Here is a 15,628-nt window from a genome sequence, read left to right as displayed (position 1 = left end):
ATTTATCAAATATCCAAAACTCATCCTCTTTATGGAAACATTGAATTTAATCAAGAATGACCCATGGCTGGAACCTTTTGCCGATGCCATCAACGGACGTCATCAACATGCCATAGACAAAGAATCGGAATTGACCAACAAAGGAAAACTAACCTTGTCTGATTTTGCATCCGGATACCTCTATTTCGGCCTGCATCGTACTGACGATGGTTGGGTTTTCCGTGAATGGGCGCCTAACGCAACCCAAATCTTTATGGTCGGAACTTTTAACGATTGGAAAGAAGAAAAAAAATATAGCTTGAAGCGTAAAGCAAACGGTAATTGGGAAATCAAGCTTCCTGCTGATGCCGTGAAACACGGTGACTTGTACAAGCTGATGGTACATTGGGACGGTGGTTGCGGTGAACGCATTCCTGCATGGGCTACACGTGTCGTACAAGACGAACAGACTAAAATATTCAGTGCCCAGGTTTGGGCTCCGGAGAAACCCTATAAAATGAAAAAGCGGGTTTTCAAGCCATCTACAGATCCTTTATTGATATATGAATGCCATATCGGTATGTCTCAGCAGGAGGAAAAGGTCGGTAGCTATAAGGAATTTCAGGAAAAGATTCTTCCACGTATCGCCAAAGAAGGCTACAACTGCATACAGATTATGGCTATCCAGGAACATCCCTATTATGGTAGCTTCGGATACCATGTTTCCAGTTTCTTTGCCGCTTCTTCCCGTTTTGGTACTCCGGAAGAACTGAAAGAACTGATTGATACAGCCCATAGCATGGGGATTGCCGTTATCATGGATATTGTCCATTCACACGCTGTGAAGAATGAAGTCGAAGGCTTGGGTAACTTTGCCGGTGATCCTAATCAATATTTCTATCCCGGTGGACGTCGGGAACATCCGGCTTGGGATTCGCTTTGCTTTGATTACGGCAAGAACGAAGTTATTCACTTCCTGCTGTCTAACTGTAAATTCTGGCTGGAAGAATATCATTTCGACGGCTTCCGCTTTGACGGAGTAACCTCCATGTTATATTATAGTCATGGTTTGGGAGAAGCATTCTGTAATTATGGAGATTACTTCAACGGACATCAAGACGACAATGCCATTTGTTATCTGACACTTGCCAACCGGCTTATCCATCAGGTCAATGCCAAAGCCATCACCATTGCCGAAGAAGTATCGGGAATGCCCGGACTGGCGGCAAAATATGAAGATGGCGGCTACGGATTTGATTACCGTATGGCCATGAATATTCCCGATTATTGGATTAAGACAATCAAGGAGAAAATAGATGAAGACTGGAAGCCATCCAGCATGTTCTGGGAAGTGACCAACCGCCGCAAAGATGAAAAGACCATCTCCTATGCGGAAAGCCATGACCAAGCTTTGGTGGGCGATAAAACCATCATTTTCCGCTTGATTGATGCGGATATGTACTGGCACATGCAGAAAGGAGACGAGAACTATACCGTAAATCGAGGCATTTCTCTCCATAAAATGATACGTTTACTGACTGCGACTACTATCAATGGCGGTTATCTTAACTTTATGGGCAATGAATTCGGACATCCGGAATGGATTGACTTCCCCCGTGAAGGTAACGGTTGGTCTTGTAAATATGCCCGCCGCCAATGGAATTTGGTGGACAACAAGAATCTGGCATATCATTATATGGGTGACTTTGATGCTGCCATGTTGGGAGTTGTAAAAAGCATAAAGAACTTCCAGGCTACTCCGGTCCAAGAAATATGGCATAATGACGGTGACCAGGTATTGGCCTATATGCGCAAGGACTTGATTTTTGTATTCAACTTCAACCCTAAGCAGTCTTTTACTGATTACGGTTTCTTGGTTCCTGCCGGAACTTATGAAGTTATTTTGAATACAGATAATCCAGATTATGGCGGTAATGGTTTGACGGATGATACCATCAAACATTTTACCATTCACGACCCGCTTTACAAAAAAGACAAGAAGGAGTGGCTGAAGCTTTACATACCGGCACGTACAGCTGTTGTACTGAGAAGAACTAAATAGTCATTTCATAACACAAAAAAAGAGGCAAATATCTGAATTGATATCTGCCTCTTTTTTATATATGAGTCTTTTATTTCACTTGACTGTCGATGAAGTTCAACATCGTTTTTGCATTATCCATCATCTTCTTTTGAGCTGGTTTGTCCGCAGAGAGCAATGGAATAAGTTTATCCAAATATTCTTTGGCTTCCTTGAATTCAACTTTTGCTTTTTCTACATCTGTTTTCATGGTATTGGCACCCTTACTATAATACAAAGAACCCAGACTGTTAAGTGCATTTACATTATCTGCTTGGATAGCTATGGCTTGTTTAAATGCTTCTTCGGCTGCATCCATCTTTTTGGCTTTCTGCGCCATGATACCTTGATTTACGTAATAAGTGGCATACAATTTAGTCAATGTCTTATTACCGGGATTTGCTTCCAGCCCTTCCTTTAAAGTGGCAACATACTCATCATTTTTCTTCAAATCTTTCAAAGCACCGGCTTTACCTATATAAGCATTTGCCAGGTTATACTTTTTCTGTACAGCAATATCAAAATACTTCAAAGCTTCGGCAGGTTTCTTTATCTTATCGGCACAAACGCCACAGTTATATGCAATTACGGAATCTTGGTTGTTTGTTTGTGTCAGATAAGTACTAAATTTTGTGTAAGCTTCCTGGTAATTTTTAGCTTCAAGAGCAGCCTTACCATCGTTGACCAACTGGGCAGGGTCAGCATTCTGCGCAAAGAAATTCGTAGCTGCACAACATAGTGCAATAGATAAGATTAATTTTTTCATATGCTTTAATTCATTTAAAAGTTGATTCCCAAAGTTAGTTTACAATGGTATAGAAGCAAAACCTTTTTACTTTTTTTGAGGTTTTTAGCATAGTCGTAACAAGTGTTATTTTACGTAAAAGCAAATATCCGGATATGTGTGTTGGACTTTGTCACATATGTTACACTTATACTTAGAATATCATATTATCTTTGCCACAAAAAAAGATTATGGAACAATTACATGCACATGAAGTCCTTCACATGATGGAAGGTAATAGTTATACTGAGTTATCATTGAGAGAAGCCATTATCCAAAAATTCGGCGAGCAGCAGCGTTTTTTCACCTGCTCTGCCAACAATATGGATGTAGATACCCTGATAGAATTTCTTAAAAGAAAAGGAAAATTTATACCCGCCAATGGTGGATTTACAGTGGACATGACTAAAGTTTGCAATCACTGATGAGGAATATTAATTCCTTCTTCTGTTAAATTGAATATTATTTATGTTAATAGTTAACGGAAATAATATTCTACTAAACCATGTTATAATATCCGCTGATTACCCGCTAAAATTTGGATATCTCCTGCAAGTACGTATCTTTGTACTGTGTTTTTCATAGTATTAGATTTAAGGTTAATAAAAAAGATTGGCTGTCTGGGATAGATAGCCTTTTTTTATGTCTAAATGTCATCTTTCCCCTTTTTAGTTATAGTTTTATTCTATCTTTGTAGGTCAGATAATCCACGCAGCATTAATAGAATAAACTGAATATGGGAAAACGCTTTATTTTTATCTTGATGGCATGCTCATTATTGAGTATAGCTACTGTTGTGCATGCACAGCATATTGACAAGCAAACATATACTTTTGCCATCAAAAAGGCTGATACTCTGAAACTGGACAAGTATGTAATGATTGATCAAATACAAGGGACACAATCAAAGCCCGTCATTCTTTTTGCATTTGGGGGAGGTTTCAAAGGCGGGAGAAGAGATAATCCCGATTACATTTCTTATTTTCATTTTTGGGCACGAGCCGGCTATGTGGTAGTATCAACAGATTACCGTACCCAATTAAAGGATATAGATAAATCGGAGTATTCGGACTTGCAAGGATTCTCTTCTGCCCTGCAACAAGCAATCACTTGTGCTGTAGAAGATTTTGGTGATGCTACAAATTATATAATTGAGCATAGTGTAGAATGGCAAATAAATCCTGCACAAATTATAGCTTGCGGTTCGAGTGCAGGTGCGATAACTGCCCTTCAAGCAGAGTATGAGATTTGCAATCAAACGGCTTTTGCGGACAGATTACCTGCCAATTTCAATTATGCAGGGGTCATTTCCTTTTCTGGAGTAATCTGTGCCAATGGTATTCCAAAATGGATAATGTCCCCTTGTCCTCTTATGTTGTTCCATGGTGATGCCGACAGCACGGTTCCTTTTACTAAGGCAGTAGTAGAGGAAATGGGGCTATGGGGCTCAAACTTTATCTGTATGCAACTGAAAGAAAAAGAGACAGCATACTATTTCTATATAGCGGAAGGTATAGGACATTCCCTATCCTATTCTCCTATGAAGGATAATCGTCATGACATCCTGAGCTTCCTAAACCGGTTGGTACTTGGTAAAGAAAAACGTTGCATTACGACTGTAGAGAAGAATCCGGAAATATCTAGATATAAGAGTGATTTTACAATAGAAGATTATATCCGTGAAAATATGCGTTAATTCCTATCTTTATATCCTTTCCAGAGTTTTTGTTTCTCCACCAATCAATTATCTTTGCACATTATTATTCTATAAAAACAAATCTTTAATTCTATAAATTATGTTGGTACGTATTATCAGTATGGTCATAGCCGGAGTTATTATAGTATATCTAGTCCGTTGGATTGATAATTTTTTCTCCAGGTATCGCAAATAAATCTTGCCTGCAATGTAAACCAAATACTCCAATTTGTTTCCCATTACAACCTATGCTGACAAAATGCGGACATTTTCTAATTCTAAAACAAGAAAACCGCAAAAGCTTTTTATTAGCCATTTGCGGTTTTTTCCTTGTGATTCCGTTGCGATTCGGAATGTAAAATACTATAAAACCAATACATATAACATTATATTAAAAATCAGAGTAATATAAAAATATTATATTGCATGCCATTGCATTATGTTGTGCAATATTTGAACTGAGTTGTGCAATTTATGTATATTTGCACAACCGATATAACAGAGAATATATGACTACAGTAAAAGCATTTATAAGAACTGGGAAGAAAGATAAAGAGGTAAATATCAGATTTCGATTATCTGATGGACGCAATGTACAGTTATTCCACAAATCAGATATTATGGTCTCTCCTACTCTTTGGGATGCCAAGACTGAAAAATATAAGGCTAAAAGTATTATAAAGTTAGACATAAGAACATCATTTAATACATCTATTGAAGAACGGAAGAATCTAATTTTATCCATTTATGGGAGCAACAAAGAATTAACCAGTGAAAAACTGGAAATCTTAATAGACCAGCACTTACATCCTGAAAAATATAACATCAGCAGTGAAGAGGAATCCATGTGTAGTATGTTCCAACGCTATGTTGACGGATGGCTAAATGCAGGTGTAATAGGTCCTGGCAGAAAGAAACATTACGATGTAGTGATAAGGGAACTGACTCGATTCCTCATTATCAATGGCATTGACGGGTTGCCGGTCAATGAATTCAATAAGGAACATATTCTAAATTTTCGTGATTTTCTACGCAAAGAATACACTCTGGTTGAAAAATTTCCAGAACTGTACGCAGAAATGAATAAGCGGAATATACCATCAAAGGAAAGAAGCCAGAATACAATTGCTGAGAAACTATTATTATTACAAGCATTTATGGTGGAGCTTGAAAGTAATGATGTTATTCCCGTATCTCCTTTCCGGAAGATAGGAAAAGAAAAAGAGTCCATTATGAAGCAACAATATGACGAGCCTTTCTTTCTCACCAAAACAGAATTCAATGAAGTAGTCCACAAAGAATGTCCCGAAACATTGCAGCGAGTAAAAGATGTATTCGTTGTTCAATGTTGTTTCGGTTGCCGTATAGGTGATTTCAGACGATTCACTTTTGATAATATCAGCATTGAAGAAGGAATACCTTACATTCATTATTTACCTCAAAAAACGCACAAGGATGGACTTATACGCACTGAGATAAAAACTCCCATCATTCGTATTGCTTATAATATTATTATGAAGTATAAAGGTAGGCTACCAAGCAATGCTTTGTTACCCTATTATCCTGATGGCAATGGTGAAACCGGGTACAATTATCAAATAAAAAAACTACTTGAATACTGTGAGATTAGCCGGAAAGTGGCAATGTTTAGTGCGGCATTGGGAACAAATGAGTACAAATCCATATATGAGATTGCAAGCAGTAAACTTGCCCGTAAAACTCATGTAGATTTAATGAATAAAGTTCAGATAGATAAATACGCAGCAGGACTTCATGCAAAAGGCAGCGGAGCTGTAGACAGATATACCGGATTAGGTATAAAAGAACGTTTTATTTTAATGTGTGCGGCTTTTGGCTGTAATCAGTATGAAGTTGACGATGATTTATCTGTAATGGAATAGGCTCACTTAGTATCTCATATTGATACTCTGTTATTTGACACCATCCCCGTAGTTGAGCCGCTACGGGGATTTTTACTGAAAGAGGAGCGATTCATTCAACTGCCTTTTCCACAATCTCCATCACTACATGGCTTGACTCCAACCAGAGCCAATACCACAACCAAAGCATAATCCCACCCAACCAAACAAAAGCCACATCAATATAGTACAAATTTAATATCCTGCTAACCAATACGCATAAGAGTTCTCCGCAAAGCACATAGGCAGCAACCATAGTAACAAGCTGGTCATTGGCAACAGTTATCAAAACCAGAATGCCTATAACGGGAAGAAGGGAAATACAATCAATTAGAAGTTGTTGTTTGTCATTCATAATACAATAGGGATTAGAATACAAATATAAACATTATTTTGTATAAAACAACCCTCTATAATAGGAATTTCTGACGAAAAAGAAACGAACTATTATTACAATATAAACAAAAAGAGCGACTATTCAGCCGCCCCTTTCGCATTAACGAGATAGACATAAAAGCATCTCGAATCATCTCTGTAGATGGATGCCGAACCACTACAGGGTTTCCATTCATTCTACAGTTTCTCCTTTTTCATTCAGAAGTACCGTTACTTCTTCAGTGGATTGATTTTCCTCGGTGATGGTCAACACAACCTTATAAATCTTACCGGTTTCTTTCTCGGAAATGAAAGCCTCCTTTATTACAGCCCCCTCATAGTCCTTAGCCAAGACATTCATAACTGCCTGAGGCAAGTCTTTTACTTCCACTTTTGTGAACTCATCCTGAGGATTTTGCTGAGTTTGCTCTACAGACTGTGTTCCAGAAACCACGTAAGCAAATGCTACTGAACTGCCTAATCCCATAACCATTGCTAATGCTACCAATACTTTTTTCATAATCGTAAGTTTTAAGTAAATAAATATAGTTTTTGTATTAACTATAGGACAAACGATATGCCATGATGTACATCAGCACATAATACATTATACATCAGCATATTATAAAAACAAGAAGGAATAATTATGTGTGGAAATATGTGGAACTGAGTACCACACATGGGGAATAATTACACAATATGGATTACTTAATTCCTGGGAAATGGAACAAGGCAGCTGAATAAGCTGCCCCTTCTATAAAACAGTCAACAAACAGACATTCACTAATCAAATGACATAAACATAAGCATAAATAACCCGGCTAAAGCCATAGCAAATGCAATTACCATACAAAACTCTTTTTTCATAACTAATAATTTGGTTAAACACATATTTCCATCGCACGTTCAACAACGCACTCTTGTCTCCGACAAAACCTCAGCCGCATAAAAGCTGAGGTCCAGCATGTTCCTTTCAATATATACAATCAATTAGAGCACACAATGTTGGAACATTCTGTAAATCCAGTATAAAGAAACTGCAATGGCTGAAAGAAGGACTATACTAACACTATATACCGGATTCTACAATAAAGACAACTGCTTTTCTGAAATTCCCTACGTGACTTGAGGGAATTTTTATAAAAGGAAGGGCCCAAATGAAAAAAATCCCGACGAAAGCCGGGATATGTCACACACAATAGATATGAATTGTTGCTTATGAATATAAAGGCAGCTTATTCAGCCGCCCCTTCTATTACTTCCTTCAACCGATACAATCTATCAATGGCCGGGTTGTAAAAAGAATCAGGATGGTTCATTTCTTCTTTTTTCATCTAATTTTTTAACAATTATATCTGCAATACTTTTTATTTGCTCACTCTGCTCTTTTTCTGGATCAAATGAAAGATAGCCAATGTTAGCCAACTTGTCGAACTGAGTAGGCTCACATCCTTTAAAAATTATAGGAATCACAGCATGCTCACCGAACCTTTCCTTGAACTTGTCCGATTCAAAATTAGTCCATAGTTTCCGAGGATAATTCCTATCTAGAAAAACAATAATAAACTCAGCATCAGACTTATATATTGGTTCAAAATAATCAGTTAAATCTTCTCCAATAATTTTGTGCTGCTCATTAAAATCATAAAAAACAGAACACTCATGTTCCTCAAATAATAATATAGCCAATTCAGCTACAATACTTCGTACTTCTCCAGCAAAAGATAAAGCAAAATCGTATTTTTTATCAAAATTGATTTTACTAAAGCCTATTCGTTTAACAAAATCTGTCCAGTCCAGATTTTGCAAATAAAACATGAATTTAGGGTCTTCAACAGTTAATACTTTTGAATATTCATCATAATGAATAACGGACTTTATGTTCTCACTGTTATTGATTAGCTTATACAAAAAGCCCTTATCTGCTACTTGAGAAATACTAGCTTTATGAGTAGGATATTTTAAATAAATATCAGCCATTCTAATTGTCCAATCTTTAGACTCAGAAAGCCAATAAAGGAGATGAAAATAAGGTGCCCGACCACTACTTCGTAATCTAGAACCAATTGCAAACTCTCTAGCCTTTACTTCAAAAACTCGAGATAAATCAGTCATTATCTTATCAACAACATAATTTATATCAGTATTTAGCTCCTTTTTATTATCCTGCGTCATTATAACTCTTTCGATAATACAAAGTTCCTTACAGATAAGTTGAGCTATATGAAAACTTCCATTCGACCTTCTTACAATTTGTTCTCTATATTTTATTCTAGCATTAAGAGCCACTTCTCCCTTTTCAATTAGTTCTAATATTTTAGAATCTGGATTCACTTCAAACTTAACAGTTGTAATTCTATTATTTAAATCGGGAGCCAAACTAACCAAACTATCGCCTGCTCTATTGATTCCAATTAAGACAAGTTTTACATCTTCTCTATCTTCATCTGCAATAGTTTTCATTAAGTCTGATAATCTATTCTTATTTTCTATGGATAACAAATGAAAATCATCAATTATGACAGTTCCAATATTCTCATTATTATCCAATATTTTTTCTATTGATAATATATCTTTCTTTTTCCGAGGAGTTAACAATTGGATTGAATCTCCCATACCTAAGTATTCAAGCGCTTTTAAAACACAAGTAGTCTTACCGATACCAGAAGGACCTTCTACAACTAAACATCTACCTTTAGTACTCAAAGTCACAACAATTTTAATATATTCATTGGGTTCGACAAAAGTATATGTTGGAACTCCAGAATCCTTAAATACATCTTGTAAAAAAGCCATGTGATATCTATTTATAATGAAACAACTACAAAGTAATACAAAATTAATTGAATACACAAACAAAAAGAAATGAATAAAATAGTCTTTTTTATATCATCTTACCATTGCCACAAATTATAACTCACTCCGGCACCGACATACCATCCACCCGGGCCATACCCAGCCTGCAAGCCAAATCCCCACCGCTTCTTCTTCGACTTGATGGCGACTGGATGGTATATATCATTCGTCACCGTCTGATACACCGTCTTAGGAAATACCTGTAAACTATCCAGCCGAGGGTCTACATATCCGCTCACCACAGCCCGATACGAGCTGTCTGAATACACTACTTGTCGGCGATGAAGCAAGGTATCACCTATCCGTGTCGTATCATCCGGCACGAAACGCCAGAACACAGCCATCGGCGCAGAGATAAGCATCGTATCTACCCTGACAACCGTCTTTATCTTCGTTTCTACACGAACTTCAGCCGGAGGCTGCTCATGCGGGCGAAGCCAAGCCGCCACACAAGCAACCGCCAGCAGCGCAACCAATATCCAAGGCAACCGTTTCATAACAGTTTCCATCCTTTCTCTACGTCCTCCATCACAGCCGGGATGCCGTTTTCTACCAACGAGATGGCAGCGGCAAAAGCGCACACCGTTGCCTTGTCCTCAATGTCCGGGATATAGGTGTTTGGCACCTCCATTTCACGGCATACTTTGCGGATATAAGCTCCGGTATCGTTTTCCTTATGCGGTGCCCATCGGGTTATAAAATCACTAATGGTTTTCATCCCGTGTTTCCACCGGTAGTTCTGCAACGTGCGCATCAACGCACGGTAGCCCCATTCAATGCTGACGAACTGGAAGAATTCTTTATCTTCCTGTCTCTCTCTCAATCCCTGCCATTTGTCCTTGCTCAGACGGATGTTGCCGGGATTGTTGTTTCTCAATCCTCTTGGTACACTCATTTCTTTTCCTCCTCTTCTAATCTTTAATTAATATCCGTTTTGCGGTTCTCTGTCACCGCACTTCTTTCTCTCACACCGTTTCAGTGCCAATTCCAGTTTCAAGTCAGAATTAGTCTCCTTCAGTGTAAACAGCTCATCCTGTGCCTTACGGAGCCGGTCAGTCTGTTCCACAAACCGCTGTTCCTTCTCCGAAAGCTGCTTCTGCAGGAACTCGTTGTACTCCCGTAATGCCTTGAACTCCTCAACATCCGCATGGGCATCCTCAATACGCGCATTGGTCTTGCGCGACATCCACCACTTAACAAGCTGCTTGATGCCCTCAATGCCACCGAGTGCGGTCACCAACATAATCCAATCATTCATTTCCATTTCTCCCGGTTTAACAATCGATACAAATTATAAGCACCCCCACATAAGCACAAGCAAACGCTGCCATCTCTGCCCAGAACAGCCATTTCCGGTATCTCAACATGATAACAACGGCTATCGGGAAAGCAACCGCAGGCAAGTACCACATACCGGAGAGACAAACCCAAAGAATTGTAGCTAATCCGGCTATTACTGTCCCTGCATAATGTACTTTGCTCTGAAATTCCTCCTTGAACAGCGGGGCTGTCCCGACGAACATCAGCCCACCGCAAGCAAGAAATGCCAAACATTGCAGGTTCTCCGATGAGCATTCAATCCACACCGGCATAAGCAGCATGGCAGGAACAATCATAGCTATCTGGAACAGCCATGCCGGACGATTCCGCTTCTTCAACTGATAGTAGGTATCAGACAAGCTCCAAGGCACTCCGCACACTCTCACCGCATACATTATGTACATAGTGAGCAAAAACAGCGACATAAAATATAAGTAAATCATAAGCCATCAATTTAAAGGTTGAACACTAATTTTTCAGGATAACCAGAAGTGTAATCATATGCTCCGACCTCCTCTTTCGTAGCAAGTCCCATAACCACGGCCAGATGTTCCTGCGTGACATTATAGCATTCCAAGGCATACAGTTCCAGTGCGGCCAGCATCTGCAAGGCAAGAGGAATGGGGATTACATACTTCACGGTATCATACCACAGCACGGTTGTCTCCTTACCCACAGCCTGCTCGATAGTAATTGAGTTCACCAGTCCTACCCGCGTATCCTTGTCAAGCCACATCCGCTTACCACCAAGCGTAAAGGAATTCACGGCATCGGACCCGTCGTAAACAGCAATTTCATTGACCTTCGCGCTCTTCACACCCTCCAAAGTCGGCTCATAGGGAGGGATTAATTCACATTCAAGAATTTCCTTTGCAGACGCTGCCGGATGGGTTTCATAAAATGCTTTTTGTTCCGCATTCAACGGTACCCAGGCTCCATTCAGGTAATCCTCATAGGTTGTACCCACTTCATAGTTTCCGTCCAGTTCAAAATCAAGACGGACAACTTTCTCCTCTGAATAAATATGTATATATTGCATTATTGTTAAAGCCTATTTTTATTCATTATGATAAATCGGTAATTCGCTCTAATACCTGATGTAAGCGGTGCCGTATTTATTTCAGTAAATGAGCCCAGATAATCCGAAGATTTGAACATACGATACGGAGAAGAACTTTCCTGTGCTATCGCATACTTTCCGTCAGACGAAAGCCCCAAAGCAAAGCTATTTCCAATAACGGAATGTTTCAATGCCCAGGTTTTTCCGTAATCAGCGGATATACGTGCACCGGAATAAGAGTACCCCCCCTCTATAACCATATATTTCCCGTCATAGGATATGGCCAATGTACGGGCGGAGAAACTCGAATCGGTAATTTTAGTCCATGTCTTCCCATAATCCCCGGAATAATAGGCATAGTATAACTTTGATGAACTCTCCCTATTGCAGCAACACAACATGTATTTGCCGTCACCGGAAATGGCAATCTTTGTGATAGGTCCCCTGAATATTTCACTGCTAAAAGTTTCTCCATAATCGGAAGATACATATAGTTCATGGACAGTATAATTAGGGGATGATGCATATGCCACTATGTATCTACCAGAATGAGACATTTCTACACCCATGAGAGGCACAGTACTGTCTTTTAATCCATTGGAGACCCACCATGTCTTCCCATAATCCCCGGAAAGCATCAAATCATATTTGTTATTGTTATTCTTGCATACAATAGCGACCAGATTCCCCCTGCCGTTGCAGGCTATCGAGTACACGGAATAGCAATTATCAGGCTTGAAAGGTTCTGCCGTCTCCAGAAAATCCGTAGAACGCAATAATCCCACATTTGCCATATAGCATGAGCAATAGATATGTCTACCGTCTCCGGACATGGCTATCCTCGTTTTATCGTTGCTGAAAAAGTATTCGTTTACATTAGTAAGTGGAAAATCCAGTGTAAGCTGCCCCCTAAAACCAAGCGATTCTGCCCCCTTAAAACATTCAACAATGCCCCCTTAAAAAGTCTTGACCGATGGGGTTATTATTATTTTAGTTTATTTCCCTCTGTATGCAGCCATTTTACGGACACTTTCTCCTGTCAGCTCAATCCGGTGCGCCGTATGTATAATACGATCCATAATGGCATCTGCTACTGTAGGGTCTCCGATTGCATCATACCAATTGTCCGTTGGCAGTTGCGAGGTGATGATGATGGACTTGCGCCCATGTCGGTCCTCTATTATATCGAGCAGGATGGGTCGTTCCTTGGCATCAAGGTTCACAAGGAAGAGGTCATCCAATATGAGCAGCGTGCTCCGTTCGATTCTCTTGAGTTCCGATTCCAGTGTGCCTTTTACTTTTGCCACCTTAAGCGTACCCATAAGTTTCGGAGCATTCGCATAATATGTCCGTATGCCCTTCTTGCAGGCTTCATACCCCATTGCTGTGGCAAGGAAGCTCTTCCCGGTACCGGATGACCCTGTGATGAAGAGGTTCTGTCCCTTGCGGATGAACTCCAGCGATGCAAGCCGCTCCATCTGATTGCGGTCAAGGCCACGCGGGATTGCATAGTCTATCTGCTCGAGGCAGGCCTTGTAGCGGAACGCCGCCCCGCGTATAAGGCGTTGGATGGCTGCATTGGCACGGTAGTCCCATTCCCTGGCAAGTAACATGTGCAGGAAAGAGTCGATTGTCATTGTTTCTGCCATAGTGGAGGTTAGGCTTTCAGTGAAGGCGGCGGCCATGCCGTGCAGCTTCATACGGTTCATCAGTTCGATTGTCAACGTGTTGCGGTCTTTTTCGACAGCTATCGGTGCGGTAAGATTATTTGTTTCCATTGTTGTCTCTATTTAAATGTTTTAATTGTGCGAAGTAGGCTGCTCCGCGGATGTTTTTGTGGATAGATGTTACGGGGACCTCATCGTCAATGTCGTCTTTTGACAGGAAGTCTGCATCATCCCCGCGTTCAAGGATCCGCCTTATCTCCTGATATCCGTATAGGCGCAGTTGCGTGGCGCATGCGCTTGCCGCCACCAACCGTTCCAGCCCGAAGGTCTTCTCCAACGCCATGATGCCTCTGCATGAACGGAACGCCGCGGGAGGATACTTCTTGAGTTCCGCCACCTTGCGCAGATACAGCAGCAGGACGTTATCTGTCTGGCCGGCCCGTTCGTAAATCTGTTCCAGATCCTTTTCATAACTTCCATGACGTCCGGGCAGTCCGTGGGCATCCTTGGTCGTATAGGAGTATGGCGTGTCATCGCGCTGGTGTGTGGTCACCAGACGCAGGCCATGATATATTTCCAGCGTGTCCGCATCATAGACAATCTCGACACGTTTGCCTATATACTCTTTCGGTACGCTGTAATGGTGAAGCCTGAAGGTGACATAGCCGTTACGCATTACTGTTGCGGAGCGTCGCTCTTTCATCTGATGGCGTATGGCGGGAAGCGGGCGGAGGCAGTCGGACTCAATCTGCTCGAACTGTTCCCGTCTGGACTGGGGACGCCCGCTCATCCTGCGTCCGTTGAAGGCCGAGAGCGATTCGGATATGGCCGCATTCAGAGACTCCAGCGAGTGGAATACAAGACCCTCGATGTCAGCGTAGACGGATCGGTAAAGTAGCTTCACGGCATTCTCCACCAAGGCCTTGTCCTTTGGATGACGTACCCGTGTGGGGTATACGGTACATCCGTAGTGTTCGGCAAATGCCGCAAACTCCTCGTTGATTACCGGCTCGTTACGGTCGCTGCGGGTTACCGCCGATTTGAGGTTGTCTGGTACGATCGCCATCGGAACCCCGCCGTAAAAATGAAGCGCGTTCTCACACGCCTTAATCAAGTCCTGTCTTGACTGGGACCAGACCGCCTCACAATAGGTATAGTGGCTGCACGGAAGTATGGCCACGAACACTTCAACGCTGCGACATTCACCGCTTTCACTGTCAACGACTTCCAGTTTGTCACCGGCGAAGTCGATATACATCTGGTCTCCGGCATAATGCTCGACATGGCCTACGACATGTGTCACCATACGGTAACGCATGAGATAGTTGCCGAAACTGGCATGTGTCTGTATCCGTCAGGATGGGTCTCGCGGTACTCTTCGTACAGGGTTTTCACTGTTACGCCTCGGCGGCTAAGCCGGGCAGCATACTCAGGAAGGAGTGCCTCAAGCTCAAGCTGGCGTTGTGACGGTTCCCTGTTACGGCCAACACCTTCAGAGAACATTTCCTGGATGCGAGCGGAAGGCATGGCGGCCAACTCCTTTATCGGTATACCACACTCTTGAAACAGGCGCACATATCTGCGCACCGTGTTGCGGGAAAGCTCAAAGCTCCTGCTTATCTGCTTTATCCCCATCCCCAATGCGTAACATTGGAGGATGTTTGCTATCTTTGTTGTCATAGTAGAAATGATTTTATCCCACCGGTCAAGACGGGAATCAAATCTACGAAAAATCCCCTGCCGGGCATTGCCAAGCAGGGGTATTTTTATATTGGAATCAAGGGGGTAGGATTATTTTAGCACAAGGGGGCAGAATCGCTTGGTTTTAGGGGGCAGCTTACACTGGATTTTCCAGCTTATCAGAAAGAGGTTTAACGGCTGCACTCACTGCG

Annotated in this window: 15 protein-coding genes and 1 pseudogene; 4 read left to right on the top strand and 12 right to left on the bottom strand. The window is 41.2% G+C overall.

Translation table 11 applies throughout. The features are described from left to right. Nucleotides 1-31 precede the first annotated feature (31 nt). Nucleotides 32-2,041: an alpha amylase C-terminal domain-containing protein gene (locus NQ510_RS14495; RefSeq protein ID WP_005825576.1), complete on the top strand. Its 2,010-nt coding sequence runs from the start codon at nucleotides 32-34 to the stop codon at nucleotides 2,039-2,041. A gap of 70 nt (nucleotides 2,042-2,111) precedes the next feature. Here the strand turns inward: NQ510_RS14495 and NQ510_RS14490 are convergent, their stop codons facing one another. Next, a complete protein-coding gene (locus NQ510_RS14490; RefSeq protein ID WP_005825577.1) occupies nucleotides 2,112-2,825 on the bottom strand; it encodes a tetratricopeptide repeat protein in 714 nt (237 codons plus the stop codon). Nucleotides 2,826-3,034: 209 nt separating this feature from the next. Here NQ510_RS14490 and NQ510_RS14485 point away from each other — a divergent pair, with 209 nt between their 5' ends. The 3 genes from NQ510_RS14485 to NQ510_RS14475 all read left to right on the top strand — a co-directional run bounded on the left by NQ510_RS14485 (nucleotide 3,035) and on the right by NQ510_RS14475 (nucleotide 6,440). Continuing rightward, on the top strand, nucleotides 3,035-3,268 hold the full coding sequence (locus NQ510_RS14485; RefSeq protein ID WP_005825578.1) for a YecH family metal-binding protein: 234 nt from the start codon (nucleotides 3,035-3,037) through the stop codon (nucleotides 3,266-3,268). A 311-nt stretch (nucleotides 3,269-3,579) separates the two neighbouring features. Further along, nucleotides 3,580-4,539, top strand: coding sequence for an alpha/beta hydrolase family protein (locus NQ510_RS14480; protein WP_005825579.1), 960 nt, complete (start codon nucleotides 3,580-3,582; stop codon nucleotides 4,537-4,539). 509 nt (nucleotides 4,540-5,048) lie between these two features. Further along, nucleotides 5,049-6,440: a site-specific integrase gene (locus NQ510_RS14475; RefSeq protein ID WP_005825581.1), complete on the top strand. Its 1,392-nt coding sequence runs from the start codon at nucleotides 5,049-5,051 to the stop codon at nucleotides 6,438-6,440. Between the two features lie 91 nt (nucleotides 6,441-6,531). On the opposite strand, the gene NQ510_RS14470 is transcribed toward NQ510_RS14475, so the two are convergent. The 11 genes and pseudogenes from NQ510_RS14470 to istA all read right to left on the bottom strand — a co-directional run bounded on the left by NQ510_RS14470 (nucleotide 6,532) and on the right by istA (nucleotide 15,416). Next, the gene (locus NQ510_RS14470; protein WP_005825583.1) at nucleotides 6,532-6,813 is read right to left on the bottom strand and encodes a hypothetical protein; all 282 of its coding nucleotides are present in this window, start codon (nucleotides 6,811-6,813) and stop codon (nucleotides 6,532-6,534) included. Between the two features lie 213 nt (nucleotides 6,814-7,026). After that, a complete protein-coding gene (locus NQ510_RS14465; protein ID WP_005825585.1) occupies nucleotides 7,027-7,353 on the bottom strand; it encodes a hypothetical protein in 327 nt (108 codons plus the stop codon). Between the two features lie 785 nt (nucleotides 7,354-8,138). Further along, nucleotides 8,139-9,629 carry a TIR domain-containing protein gene (locus tag NQ510_RS14460; protein WP_005825587.1) on the bottom strand — a complete coding sequence of 497 codons (1,491 nt, stop codon included), beginning with the start codon at nucleotides 9,627-9,629 and terminating at the stop codon, nucleotides 8,139-8,141. A gap of 98 nt (nucleotides 9,630-9,727) precedes the next feature. Next, nucleotides 9,728-10,186 carry a DUF6808 domain-containing protein gene (locus NQ510_RS14455; RefSeq protein WP_008664639.1) on the bottom strand — a complete coding sequence of 153 codons (459 nt, stop codon included), beginning with the start codon at nucleotides 10,184-10,186 and terminating at the stop codon, nucleotides 9,728-9,730. Then, nucleotides 10,183-10,584, bottom strand: a complete 402-nt coding sequence (locus NQ510_RS14450) for a hypothetical protein (protein WP_005825591.1) — start codon at nucleotides 10,582-10,584, stop codon at nucleotides 10,183-10,185. Before NQ510_RS14450 ends, NQ510_RS14455 begins: the two co-directional genes overlap by 4 nt. Before the next feature lie 27 nt (nucleotides 10,585-10,611). Then, the gene (locus tag NQ510_RS14445; protein ID WP_005825592.1) at nucleotides 10,612-10,953 is read right to left on the bottom strand and encodes a hypothetical protein; all 342 of its coding nucleotides are present in this window, start codon (nucleotides 10,951-10,953) and stop codon (nucleotides 10,612-10,614) included. Between the two features lie 10 nt (nucleotides 10,954-10,963). Beyond that, nucleotides 10,964-11,452, bottom strand: coding sequence for a hypothetical protein (locus NQ510_RS14440; protein WP_005825594.1), 489 nt, complete (start codon nucleotides 11,450-11,452; stop codon nucleotides 10,964-10,966). An 11-nt stretch (nucleotides 11,453-11,463) separates the two neighbouring features. After that, nucleotides 11,464-12,048, bottom strand: coding sequence for a DUF4376 domain-containing protein (locus NQ510_RS14435; protein WP_005825595.1), 585 nt, complete (start codon nucleotides 12,046-12,048; stop codon nucleotides 11,464-11,466). A 5-nt stretch (nucleotides 12,049-12,053) separates the two neighbouring features. Further along, nucleotides 12,054-12,902, bottom strand: a complete 849-nt coding sequence (locus tag NQ510_RS14430; RefSeq protein ID WP_229110786.1) for a WD40/YVTN/BNR-like repeat-containing protein — start codon at nucleotides 12,900-12,902, stop codon at nucleotides 12,054-12,056. A gap of 162 nt (nucleotides 12,903-13,064) precedes the next feature. Continuing rightward, nucleotides 13,065-13,847, bottom strand: coding sequence for an IS21-like element helper ATPase IstB (gene istB, locus NQ510_RS14425; protein WP_005824105.1), 783 nt, complete (start codon nucleotides 13,845-13,847; stop codon nucleotides 13,065-13,067). After that, a pseudogene (istA, locus tag NQ510_RS14420) lies at nucleotides 13,834-15,416 on the bottom strand (IS21 family transposase). The gene istB and the pseudogene istA overlap by 14 nt, the downstream one beginning before the upstream one ends. Nucleotides 15,417-15,628 lie beyond the last annotated feature (212 nt).

This window comes from Bacteroides uniformis (assembly GCF_025147485.1).
In the GTDB taxonomy this organism is placed as follows: Bacteria; Bacteroidota; Bacteroidia; order Bacteroidales; family Bacteroidaceae; genus Bacteroides; species Bacteroides uniformis.
The sequence above is the reverse complement of the archived record's forward strand: the minus strand, read 5'-3'. Positions and strand labels throughout refer to the sequence as shown.

Coding starts and splice junctions, on each gene's coding strand:
- NQ510_RS14480 (WP_005825579.1), top strand. CDS start 3,580: ATGGGAAAACGCTTTATTTTTATCTTGATGGCATGCTCATTATTGAGT.
- NQ510_RS14485 (WP_005825578.1), top strand. CDS start 3,035: ATGGAACAATTACATGCACATGAAGTCCTTCACATGATGGAAGGTAAT.
- NQ510_RS14445 (WP_005825592.1), bottom strand. CDS start 10,953: ATGGAAATGAATGATTGGATTATGTTGGTGACCGCACTCGGTGGCATT.
- NQ510_RS14455 (WP_008664639.1), bottom strand. CDS start 10,186: ATGAAACGGTTGCCTTGGATATTGGTTGCGCTGCTGGCGGTTGCTTGT.
- NQ510_RS14470 (WP_005825583.1), bottom strand. CDS start 6,813: ATGAATGACAAACAACAACTTCTAATTGATTGTATTTCCCTTCTTCCC.
- NQ510_RS14440 (WP_005825594.1), bottom strand. CDS start 11,452: ATGATTTACTTATATTTTATGTCGCTGTTTTTGCTCACTATGTACATA.
- NQ510_RS14475 (WP_005825581.1), top strand. CDS start 5,049: ATGACTACAGTAAAAGCATTTATAAGAACTGGGAAGAAAGATAAAGAG.
- NQ510_RS14450 (WP_005825591.1), bottom strand. CDS start 10,584: ATGAGTGTACCAAGAGGATTGAGAAACAACAATCCCGGCAACATCCGT.
- NQ510_RS14430 (WP_229110786.1), bottom strand. CDS start 12,902: ATGTCCGGAGACGGTAGACATATCTATTGCTCATGCTATATGGCAAAT.
- NQ510_RS14465 (WP_005825585.1), bottom strand. CDS start 7,353: ATGAAAAAAGTATTGGTAGCATTAGCAATGGTTATGGGATTAGGCAGT.
- NQ510_RS14460 (WP_005825587.1), bottom strand. CDS start 9,629: ATGGCTTTTTTACAAGATGTATTTAAGGATTCTGGAGTTCCAACATAT.
- NQ510_RS14435 (WP_005825595.1), bottom strand. CDS start 12,048: ATGCAATATATACATATTTATTCAGAGGAGAAAGTTGTCCGTCTTGAT.
- NQ510_RS14495 (WP_005825576.1), top strand. CDS start 32: ATGGAAACATTGAATTTAATCAAGAATGACCCATGGCTGGAACCTTTT.
- NQ510_RS14490 (WP_005825577.1), bottom strand. CDS start 2,825: ATGAAAAAATTAATCTTATCTATTGCACTATGTTGTGCAGCTACGAAT.
- istB (WP_005824105.1), bottom strand. CDS start 13,847: ATGGAAACAAATAATCTTACCGCACCGATAGCTGTCGAAAAAGACCGC.